Raw genomic sequence first — 9,174 nt, 5'->3', positions numbered from 1 at the left:
CGACGCTATCGATGCTGCGCCATGCGCTCGGCCGACGGCAGATCGGCCTGCTGCCGGTCGTCGTCGCGCTCGGGCTTGCAAGCGCCGCGCTCGAAGGTTTCGGCATCGGGCTGATCATCCCGCTGCTCGGCATCATCATGGGGCATGGCGAGGCGACCGGCATGGCCGGCCTCTCCGCCCTCCTGCAGAAGGTCGGCGCCGGGCTTGGCGAGCGCGAGCGGCTGATCGCCATTGCGGCCGCGATCCTCGGCTCGATCCTGCTGAAGAACCTGCTCGCCTTCGCCAATTCGGTGCTGACCGCCCATATCTACGGCAAGGCGAGCCAGGCGATCCGCGGCGCGCTGGCCGAGCGGCTGCTCAGCGTCGGCTATCCCTTCTTCCTGAAGGAAAGCCCTGGGCGGCTGCTCAACATCATCTCCAGCGAATCCTGGCGCGCCTCCGACGCCATCCAGGCGATGCTCGGCGCGGTGGTCAGCGCCTCGGCGGCGGTGATCCTGCTCGCCTTCCTGCTGCTGCTCTCCTGGCAAATGACGCTGCTGGTGATGCTCGGGCTGGCGCTGGTGCAGGCGGCGCATATGGCGCTGTCGGCGCATCTGAGGGCGCCCAGCCGCAGCGTTGCGGCGCGCAACAGCGCCCTGGCTTCGCGGATGCTGCATCTGGTGCATGCCGGGCGGCTGATCCGCATCTTCGGCCAGGAGGCGCGCGAGAGGGCGGCGTTCGAGACGGCCTCGGACGGCGTGCGCAGGGCGGCCTTCCAGCTTTCCAACCGCCAGGGCGCGCTGGGACCGCTGACGGAAGTGCTGCACGCCGTGCTGTTCCTGGCGGTGGTGATCGGCGCCTGGCTCGCGGGCTTGAGCTTCCCGCTGGTCGCCGCCTTCCTCATCCTGCTCTACCGCCTGCAGCCGCATGTCAGGGCACTGCAGATGACATGGAGCCAGTTGCAGGGGCTTTCCGGCTCGCTGGAAGAAGTGACCTGGCTGCTCGATCCCGAAGGCAAACCGGCGGCGCCGCAAGGCAGCCGGCCGTTCGCCGCTTTGAGCGAAAAAATCGCCTTCGAGGGCGTGAGCTTCAGCTATGCCAATGAGGAGCAGCGCGCGGCGGTGCTGCATGCCGCGAGCTTCGACATCCGAAGCGGCCGCTCGACGGCGCTGATCGGTCGCTCCGGCGCCGGCAAGACAACGATCGTCAATTTGCTCTGCCGCTTCGTCGAGCCGGACGGGGGCCGGATCCTCGTCGACGGCACCGCGCTTAGCGACATCGATCCGGTCACGTGGCGGGCGCATATCGCTTTGGCCAGCCAGGAACTGGAGCTGGTGGACGGCACCATCCTCGACAACATCACCTACGGCAAGGACACGGCGAGTGCTGAAGAGGCGCGCCGCGCGGCCGAGCTGGCCGAGGCGCATGAATTCATCGAACGCCTGCCGCAGGCTTATGAAACAGTCGTCGGCTATCGCGGCGTCAATCTGTCGGCCGGGCAAAGGCAGCGCATCGCGCTCGCCCGCGCGCTGCTGCGCGACCCCGACATATTGATCCTCGACGAGGCCACCAATGCCGTCGACGGGCTTTCCGAAGCGGCGATCGTGGAAACTCTGAAGTCGCGCGCCGGCCGCCGCACAACGATCGTCATTAGCCACCATCACTCGACGATCTCGTTCTGCGACGACCTGGTGATCCTGGAGCATGGCAGGGTGAAGAAGCAGGCGCCGTTCGCGGCGCTGTCGGCGCGCAGCATGGATGAGCTGTATCAGCCGGAGTGAGGGGGTGCGGCGAGGGCGCGAAGGCGCCCTGAAATGCCGGCGGGACAGCACCCCCCTCTGCCCTGCCGGGCATCTCCCCCGCAAGGGGGGAGATTGGCAGCTTCCGCGCCGCGCCATTCCTGCAACGTTGGAGATTGGCGAAAGCCGGGCGACATCCGATCTCCCCCCTCGAGGGGGAGATGTCCGGCAGGACAGAGGGGGGCGCGAAGGATCGCGGCGCTGCCAGTCTGCGTTCCTCGTCCCCGCCGGCGAGGAAATGCGTCGGCGTTATCCCGCCATCGCCAGCGGTACCGCACTCTTGTTCGGGATCTGGATGTCGATTTCCAGCGTCGACATGGTCGCGCCGCGGTCCATCGAGACCTGGAGGTAATCCTGGTCGATCTGCACGTGCTTGGCGATGACCGCCATGATCTCCTCGCGCAAGATGGAGACGAGATCTGGCTGGCCGCGGCTCTGGCGCTCATAGGCGAGCAGCAGTTGCAGCCGCTCGCGCGCCACCGGCGCGCTGGTGCGCCGCTTGAAGAGGTCGAGTATGCTCATGCGGCCCTCCTTCCGAGCAGCCGGTCGAGGAAGCCTTTGCGTTCGAAGGGGACGACCACCGGCAGGTCCTCGCCTTCAAGGCGTCTTGCCGCTTCGAGATAGGCCTTGGCGGCGGTATTGATCGGCTCGCTGAGCGTCACCGGCGCGCCGAGGTTCGAGGCTCTGAGCACATCCTGGCTTTCCGGGATGATGCCGAGCAGCGGTACCGACAGGATCTCCAGCACGTCGTCGATCGACAGCATTTCGCCGCGCGCGGCCCGCGTCGCGTCATAGCGCGTGACCAAAACATGCTTGGCGATGTGCTCGCCCTGCTCGGCCTTCATGGTGCGGGCGTCGAGCAGGCCGATGATGCGGTCGGAATCGCGCACCGAGCTCACTTCCGGGTTGGTGACGATGACCGCCTCGTCGGCGAAGCGCATGGCGAGCTGGGCGCCGCGCTCGATGCCGGCCGGGCTGTCGCAGAAGACATAGTCGAAGACCGAGCGCAGCCGGGCGATGACTTCGGCAACGCCCTCTTCGGTCAGCGCATCCTTGTCGCGCGTCTGCGAGGCCGGCAGCAGGTAGAGCGTTTCCAGCCGCTTGTCGCGGATCAGCGCCTGCGAGAGCTTCGCGCTACCCTGGATGACGTTGACAAGGTCGAACACCACGCGGCGCTCGGCGCCCATGATGAGGTCGAGGTTCCTCAGGCCAACATCGAAATCGACCAGCGCCACCTTCTTGCCGGTCTTGGCCACGGCAGCGCCGAGCGCGGCCGTCGAGGTCGTCTTGCCGACGCCCCCCTTGCCCGAGGTAACCACCACTACCTTACCCATATATCCAGCCTCCATTGGCGTTTTTATCTACTGGCCGTGCCTGGCACGGCGGGATTCTTTGTCAGCCTCGCACGCGAAACCGGTCCGAAGCTTGCGGCCAAAAAACTCAGCCGAGCGGCACCACGCAGAGCGCATCGTTGTCGAGGAAGGCCTGCACGGCCTTGCCGCGCGAGACGCCCTCCATCTCCTCGGCCGTGGTGTACCAGCCGTCGACGGCGAGCAGCTCGGCCTCGTTCTTGCGGCAGAAGATGCGCGCCGAAATATTGCCTTCCGAGCCTGCGATCGCGCGGCCGCGCAGTGTGCCATAGACATGGATCGAACCGCCGGCGACGATTTCCGAGCCGGACGCGACCGAGCCCAGCACGATGACGTCGCCATGCGGGTGGAAGACCGACTGTCCCGAGCGGATCGGCGCCTTGATCATCAGCGTGCCGGCGGAAGGCTCGTGCCGCGCCGGCTCGCCGCCCTGTCCTGACTTGGCTGGCTCGGGCTTCGCCGCTTCGGGCTTTGCCTCGTCGAGCTTCACCAGATCGTCTTGCGGCGCCCTCACCTGCCCGGGCTGGACATCCTCGATGGTGACCGTCTCCACCGTGATTTCCTCGGCCTTCGCCTTGCGCGCGGCCCTGCCCAGCAGGCCTTCGGCGGTGGCCTCCTTGGCGCCGGCCAGCAGCGGCGGCAAATCAGGCCCGAGCTCGGCGCCTTCGAGCTCGATGGCGTAGACGCGGATGCCGCGCGAGCCGAGCACGCCGACCAGCGCTCCGATCTCCTCCGGCCCCGGCTTCAACGTGTTGAGATCCAGCACCACCGGGCGCCCTGCGAAATAGCCCGGCGAGTTGCCGATCCAGTGATCGAGCCCCTCCAGCCAGTCGTCGATCGGCGCCTCCGGCGTCAGCGTGAAAGCGACGAAGGAGCGGGCGCGGAAGCGGATGGATTTGTTGTGCAAAGGGGCGGCGAAGGTCACGGCCAGGCGAATCCTTACTCAATGGTTAAAGGGTGCCGGGCGAATGGTTAACAAAAGGTTAATTTCGAGGGTCGGAGCCGTTAAGAGCTGGCGCGGCTAAGTTTTGTGGCGGGGCGGCCACACGGCCTGCCCACGCGCTGTAGCCCAAGCCCGGACGGCCCAGGCATGTGAAGTTCCTAATATACGAAGGCATGCCGCACCGGGCACCATCGGGCATGGTTACTTCCAGAGCAAGGGGGCCGAGCATGCGCATCAATCAAGCAAGCAGTAGGCGGGCAGGCCGGGCAGGCGCAGCATTCGGAGCGCTGTTGCTGCTTGGAGGATGCATGAGCATGAGCGGCAGAGACCAGACGAGCGCAATAGACCAATGGCTGACAACGGCCAACGCCGACGAGGTCGTCAATGCGATGGCCGCGAAGGGAATGATACCGGAGACTATCGACTGCCGGTTCGCCGACACCACGCCGGGCCAACTGGCCTACGTCTCGAAATTCACCTGGAAGCGCGCTCCGGCAAACACGCGCTACCACTGGGAAGTCGGCGATCCGACCTACCTTGCGAGCAAGGAAGTCAGGGCCAACAGAGTCGGTCTTCGCCGCGCCTATGCGAAAGTCGTCCGCGACCCGGCGAGCGGGCAGAAGGTTGGGTGCTCGATCTGGACGAGTTGATGCGGTGACCGGAGCAGCTAATGGCGACCCTGCATGGCGACTTCGGCTTCGACCTTGGCGCTTCCTCATCTGACTATGAGTGCGGATTTGCGTCGTCGCCATTGCAGAAGCACGCCAACTGATGGGAGCCCGGCGCCTTGAAGCGCGTACAAAGCAGCGGCGCCTGCAGGCGCCGCTGCTCGATGGTTCATCCGGCCTTGGCTGTGTGCCAGACGCCACCGACGCCTTCGCCGGTCATGTCGCCGGCCTTCTTGTCCTTGGCGTATGTGTAGAGGGGCTTGCCGTCATAGGCCCACATTTTGGTGCCGTCAGTGCGTTTGACGATCGTCCATCCGTCCTCAGCCTTCGCGCCGTCTGCGACCTTGAGCGCCGGCCAAGTCGCAGCGCATTCGTCATAGCAAGCGGACTTGCCTACCTTGTCCTTGTCGAAAGTGTAGAGCGTCATTCCATTGGCATCAGTATAGATGTTGCCGTTGGGCGTTTTCGCCATCATTGCAGGTTCGACCGCAAAACCCACTCCAGTGGTCATGAGGATGGCTGCCAGTCCAAATGCGATGCGTTTCATGTCGATCATTCCTTATATTTGTTGTTGGACGGTCAAGTGCCGCCATAGACGCAACGGCCGGTGTCGATGCTTCGTTCCGGTTCGGTGTGGGTTATTGACTGCTGATAATGACGCACCTGTTCTCCAGACTGAGCGCATAAGAAACCCGCGTTCCAGAGTGGCACTATGGAAGCGGCTCATGAAGACTCCGCGTTCAATGTTTCTACGAACACAGCAGTAACGGGTCGACGGTCGCGGTAATAATGGCCTTCGCTGCTGAGCGTATCATCGCCGGCATGAGGGCCGACATTCATCAGTAGGGCGAATTGCACTGCTGGCGAGGACCGTAGTTGGGCTGGAACGTGTTGTCCGAAGCGCGATAGCTCCGATACCGGTCGTAGCACCACTCCACATGGGAATCACCACGATAAACACGGTTCTGGTTGCCGTTGATGATCGCGCCGGTGATTAGTGCACCCGTTGCGAAGGCCGCAAGCGGGAACCAGTAGTCGCCGTGACGGCGATAGCCGCGATGGTAGTCACGATAGCCGCGATGGCCATTCCAGTATGCTCCGTCACTGTCGGAGAAACTGCGATTGCGGTTGACGCTCCGGTGCTTCATCCACGGCTTGTAGTCGACCGACTGTACGTCGGACGAAGCGAAAGACGCTTGCGGCTGGAATATCCGCGCAGCGTCGGCAGGCACGGCGGCGGCCGCGAACGACACTGACAATGTGGTCGCCAGCAAACCCGATACGATCCTGTTCATGGTCTTTTCCTTGAAGGTTAACGTCCCTTGGAATTTAAAACGATTTGACAGAACTTTTGTTCCGCCCGTTCTTACGGAAAGTCAAAGCAAAATCAGATCGATTTTTGAAATGAATCGCCGCTCGCATAGCTATTATCGCGTCGCTTTATTGACCAATGGCCATATTTCTTCGAAAGACAGGACCATACACATGGAAAGCCGCGAGCGATGATCTAGAATAGACTCGCATATAGGGGAGTGACACCCTATGTGTGAAGAGTCGCCCGCACCTTCCCTGCAAGCTGGCCTTTGAAAGATTCTATCACGCTTTCGCACAATATTATGAGAGAAGCGTAATGGCCCTCAACGGCTCGGCAGATTCAGAACAGCTTTCACTACTTACCAACGTGATCGACGATTATTGCTGCCAGGCTGGCATAGCGGTTGGCCATCCGGCCAGGGGGCGTCTTGGTCGCCGGATCGTAGAACTGTTCCAGGGCGGTATCCACAACCCTGACGAGTTACTGTCGGCCTTGAATTCCGGCTACGACGAGTGGCTCGGCGAGGTTGGCCGACCTTCTTCTTCCTCTGAATACGCTGCGTCATTGGCCTCCGGCTCCGCACCGCCGGAACCATGTTCACTCACGCCAGTTGAGGCTCGTGGTGGCGGAGCATCGCGCTTCCCTCAAGCAGATGTGGTGGATCGTTCCACTACTTCACCGCCACGCCCGCTGAACGAACTGCCGCCCCGAAAGGGGGTTTCTGGGAGCGTGAGGCGGAAATCTTCGGAGACGGCTAGGCCAAGCCGAAAGGCCTCCGAAACCCGCCTGCGGGACGGTGAAGCCGGCATTATCGAAAACAACGAAATGTAGGCGAGTTGCGCTTCTTTTCTTGTACTGCAAATTTCGTCCGCTTTCATGCCAGTCTGCACGGCCTGGCAACTGGCGTGACTGGCCGCAGGCGCATCTACCACTCGGTTTCAACTCAACCGGAGGCCGTCCTTAGGCTGCCCGCGGTATGCGCGATGTGAATGTCGCCCTGGTGATGGACACGCTGGTGCCCCTGCCGTCGCTGATGATATCCATCCGGGCCTCGAGCTGTTTCACCAAAGCCTCGACAATAGCCGTTCCGAGGCCAGCGCTTGGCGTTCCGGCGGCCTTGCCGGCGCCATTGTCTGAGACCGTCAGCTTCCAGTCAGCGCCGTCGGTCTCGTAAGACACCTGGATCAGCGCCTTGGCCTTCTCCATCGGGAAGGCATATTTGATCGCGTTGAGAACGAGTTCGGTGACGATCAGGCCGAGGCTCACCGCCTTCTGCGAATCTATCCAGCCACCTTGAGCCGTGACGTTGACCGCGATCGGTTGGTCTTCACCGACCATCGAGGAGGCTAGGCTGCTGCACAACTTTGACAGATACGACACGACGTCGATCTCTTCGATACCAGCCGAGGTGTGAAGATGGCGCTGCACCTCGGCGACCGAAAGCACCCTTTGATGGGCGTCCTTCAGATGCTGGCGGGTTTCCTCCGAGGTGGCGGAGCGGGCCTTCAATAAAAGGATGCTGGCGATGATCTGCAGGCTGTTGGCAACCCGGTGCTCCATCTCGCGCAGCAGCACATCCTTCTGCCGCAGCAGGTCTTCTGCGCGTGCGAGAAGCTCTTCCTTTTCCCTCTCTATGACGCGGCGGGCCGTTATGTCGTTGAAGGCAAGCAGGATCGTCACAGCCGAACTGTGGTCGTAGAGAACCTTTCTAGCGTTGAGCAGCATCGTGCGGCGGCCGATAGCCTGGAAATCATGCTCGACCTCGAAGCCATCCATGGCAGTCTTCTCGGGGATGATGGTCTCCAAGAGCAGGCGAAGCGCTGGGATATCCCACTGGCCGCCGCCGAGCGCGTAGAGCGGCGAGCCGAGCGTCTGTTCGGGGTCGACCTGAAAAGTCTCATAGAAGGAGCGGCTGACCGCCAGCACGCGAAGGTCCTCGTCAAGCACTAGCAACGGCTCGGCGATCGTATTGACGATGGCCTGCGCCAGCGTCTGCGCGTCTTCGATACTGGCGATGGGATGGAACAAGGCTTGAGCCGATCTGAAGGCGTTTTGCCTTCCTTGACTACATCCTACACCGGCGCCGGGCCTGTGTCGCGAATTGAATCTGTCTCGCCAAGAGGGCGCGACGACGCGCTGATGTGGGCGCCAAGCCAGTATCGACGGAACCAACAGGCCATTCAACCGCATACACGGGCCGCAGCTTTTGCTGTTTGGGGGTGCGAATGGAATCGAATGTGGTGTTGGCTGTTGAAGACGAAGCGTTGGTGCTGATCGAGCTGGAAGATTCGCTCGCCGCAGCAGGTTTTGAAGTTGTCACCGCCAGGAACGCCGTCCAGGCTCTGTCGGCCTTTGACGCAGATCCAACCCGCTTCAAGGCTGTTCTGACGGACATCAGATTGGGCGACGGTCCAAATGGCTGGGATATTGGCCGCTGCCATGTCCGTGGGACCGCACCGACAATGCCGGTCATCTACATAAATGGCGATAGCGCCGCCGATTGGCATGCTCAAGGGGGTGCCCGGAAGCATCATGATATCCAAGCCATTCGCAGTTGCGCAAATCGTTACGGCGGTTGCTTCACTGTTGAAAGGCACCTGTGGAATTGCCTTCGACCGCCTGATCAGCATCGTTAGGCGTTAGGAGACACACCAGTCCTGCAGCAAGGCGTAGCTCAATCGCCTATTTCCGGAGCGCGTACTTCGCGTGCGCCGAAGTATGCTTGCCTGAAACCAATCGCTGCATGGAGCATCTGTGGTTGACGACTACAGATGCTGCCGCTTCCGGTCCTCCGATGGATGCTGCGCATAGTCGATTGCGAGCTTATATCAATGGGTGGCTAGCTGCCATGCCGGAGACATCCGGTCCAGCCATTGCCCACGCAGTAAGAACCATTCGCCTTTGGCGAGGTACGGTTACACCCCTTGACGTTCGGCCGGATACTGCTTCTCATGATGCTGGCATTGAAGGCATGACGGGTCCGTTCTGAGGCCCTCAATATTTGCAGATCTTGTTCGCAAGGCCTCCGACGGTCGGAGGCGTGTCCACAGACACGGCGAGGCCAGTCGGAGTGCGACAGGCCAGAGAAGCGGCGGGCCCG

The 9,174-nt window shown here is 62.3% G+C and carries 10 protein-coding genes; 4 read left to right on the top strand and 6 right to left on the bottom strand.

What is annotated here, in order from left to right; genetic code table 11:
* The coding region (locus tag DH10_RS17950; protein ID WP_246811589.1) for an ABC transporter ATP-binding protein at positions 1-1,760 on the top strand (1,760 nt) is incomplete at its 5' end.
* A 267-nt stretch (positions 1,761-2,027) separates the two neighbouring features.
* Here the strand turns inward: DH10_RS17950 and minE are convergent.
* From minE to minC, 3 genes are all read right to left on the bottom strand, one after another.
* Positions 2,028-2,300 carry a cell division topological specificity factor MinE gene (gene minE / locus DH10_RS17945; RefSeq protein ID WP_040973218.1) on the bottom strand — a complete coding sequence of 91 codons (273 nt, stop codon included), beginning with the start codon at positions 2,298-2,300 and terminating at the stop codon, positions 2,028-2,030.
* A complete protein-coding gene (gene minD / locus DH10_RS17940) occupies positions 2,297-3,112 on the bottom strand; it encodes a septum site-determining protein MinD (RefSeq protein WP_192244743.1) in 816 nt (271 codons plus the stop codon). Before minD ends, minE begins: the two co-directional genes overlap by 4 nt.
* Positions 3,113-3,218: 106 nt before the next feature.
* The gene (gene minC, locus DH10_RS17935; protein WP_192244745.1) at positions 3,219-4,073 is read right to left on the bottom strand and encodes a septum site-determining protein MinC; all 855 of its coding nucleotides are present in this window, start codon (positions 4,071-4,073) and stop codon (positions 3,219-3,221) included.
* A gap of 332 nt (positions 4,074-4,405) precedes the next feature.
* Between minC and DH10_RS17930 the strand changes: the two genes are divergently transcribed.
* Positions 4,406-4,741 carry a hypothetical protein gene (locus DH10_RS17930; RefSeq protein WP_192244747.1) on the top strand — a complete coding sequence of 112 codons (336 nt, stop codon included), beginning with the start codon at positions 4,406-4,408 and terminating at the stop codon, positions 4,739-4,741.
* Positions 4,742-4,928: 187 nt separating this feature from the next.
* Here the strand turns inward: DH10_RS17930 and DH10_RS17925 are convergent, their stop codons facing one another.
* Both DH10_RS17925 and DH10_RS17920 read right to left on the bottom strand, forming a co-directional pair.
* Positions 4,929-5,306 (bottom strand): COG4315 family predicted lipoprotein, encoded by a 378-nt coding sequence (locus tag DH10_RS17925; RefSeq protein ID WP_192244749.1) that lies wholly within the window; start codon positions 5,304-5,306, stop codon positions 4,929-4,931.
* Positions 5,307-5,598: 292 nt separating this feature from the next.
* On the bottom strand, positions 5,599-6,054 hold the full coding sequence (locus DH10_RS17920; protein WP_192244751.1) for a BA14K family protein: 456 nt from the start codon (positions 6,052-6,054) through the stop codon (positions 5,599-5,601).
* Positions 6,055-6,389: 335 nt separating this feature from the next.
* On the opposite strand from DH10_RS17920, the gene DH10_RS17915 reads away from it, so the two are divergent.
* Positions 6,390-6,905: a hypothetical protein gene (locus tag DH10_RS17915; protein WP_192257259.1), complete on the top strand. Its 516-nt coding sequence runs from the start codon at positions 6,390-6,392 to the stop codon at positions 6,903-6,905.
* Positions 6,906-7,034: 129 nt separating this feature from the next.
* Here DH10_RS17915 and DH10_RS17910 read toward each other — a convergent pair whose 3' ends face one another.
* Complete coding sequence (locus DH10_RS17910) at positions 7,035-8,102, bottom strand: sensor histidine kinase (RefSeq protein ID WP_192257257.1); 1,068 nt, start codon at positions 8,100-8,102, stop codon at positions 7,035-7,037.
* 197 nt (positions 8,103-8,299) lie between these two features.
* On the opposite strand from DH10_RS17910, the gene DH10_RS17905 reads away from it, so the two are divergent.
* Positions 8,300-8,710, top strand: coding sequence for a response regulator (locus DH10_RS17905; RefSeq protein ID WP_246506646.1), 411 nt, complete (start codon positions 8,300-8,302; stop codon positions 8,708-8,710).
* Positions 8,711-9,174: the final 464 nt, after the last annotated feature.

This window comes from Mesorhizobium silamurunense, assembly GCF_014843825.1.
In the GTDB taxonomy this organism is placed as follows: Bacteria; Pseudomonadota; Alphaproteobacteria; order Rhizobiales; family Rhizobiaceae; genus Mesorhizobium; species Mesorhizobium silamurunense.
The sequence above is the reverse complement of the archived record's forward strand: the minus strand, read 5'-3'. Positions and strand labels throughout refer to the sequence as shown.

Bases quoted from the DNA above. Each gene is read 5' to 3' on its own strand.
- DH10_RS17915 (WP_192257259.1), top strand. From the start codon at position 6,390: ATGGCCCTCAACGGCTCGGCAGATTCAGAACAGCTTTCACTACTTACC.
- DH10_RS17930 (WP_192244747.1), top strand. From the start codon at position 4,406: ATGAGCGGCAGAGACCAGACGAGCGCAATAGACCAATGGCTGACAACG.
- DH10_RS17925 (WP_192244749.1), bottom strand. From the start codon at position 5,306: ATGAAACGCATCGCATTTGGACTGGCAGCCATCCTCATGACCACTGGA.
- DH10_RS17905 (WP_246506646.1), top strand. From the start codon at position 8,300: ATGGAATCGAATGTGGTGTTGGCTGTTGAAGACGAAGCGTTGGTGCTG.
- DH10_RS17920 (WP_192244751.1), bottom strand. From the start codon at position 6,054: ATGAACAGGATCGTATCGGGTTTGCTGGCGACCACATTGTCAGTGTCG.
- minE (WP_040973218.1), bottom strand. From the start codon at position 2,300: ATGAGCATACTCGACCTCTTCAAGCGGCGCACCAGCGCGCCGGTGGCG.
- minD (WP_192244743.1), bottom strand. From the start codon at position 3,112: ATGGGTAAGGTAGTGGTGGTTACCTCGGGCAAGGGGGGCGTCGGCAAG.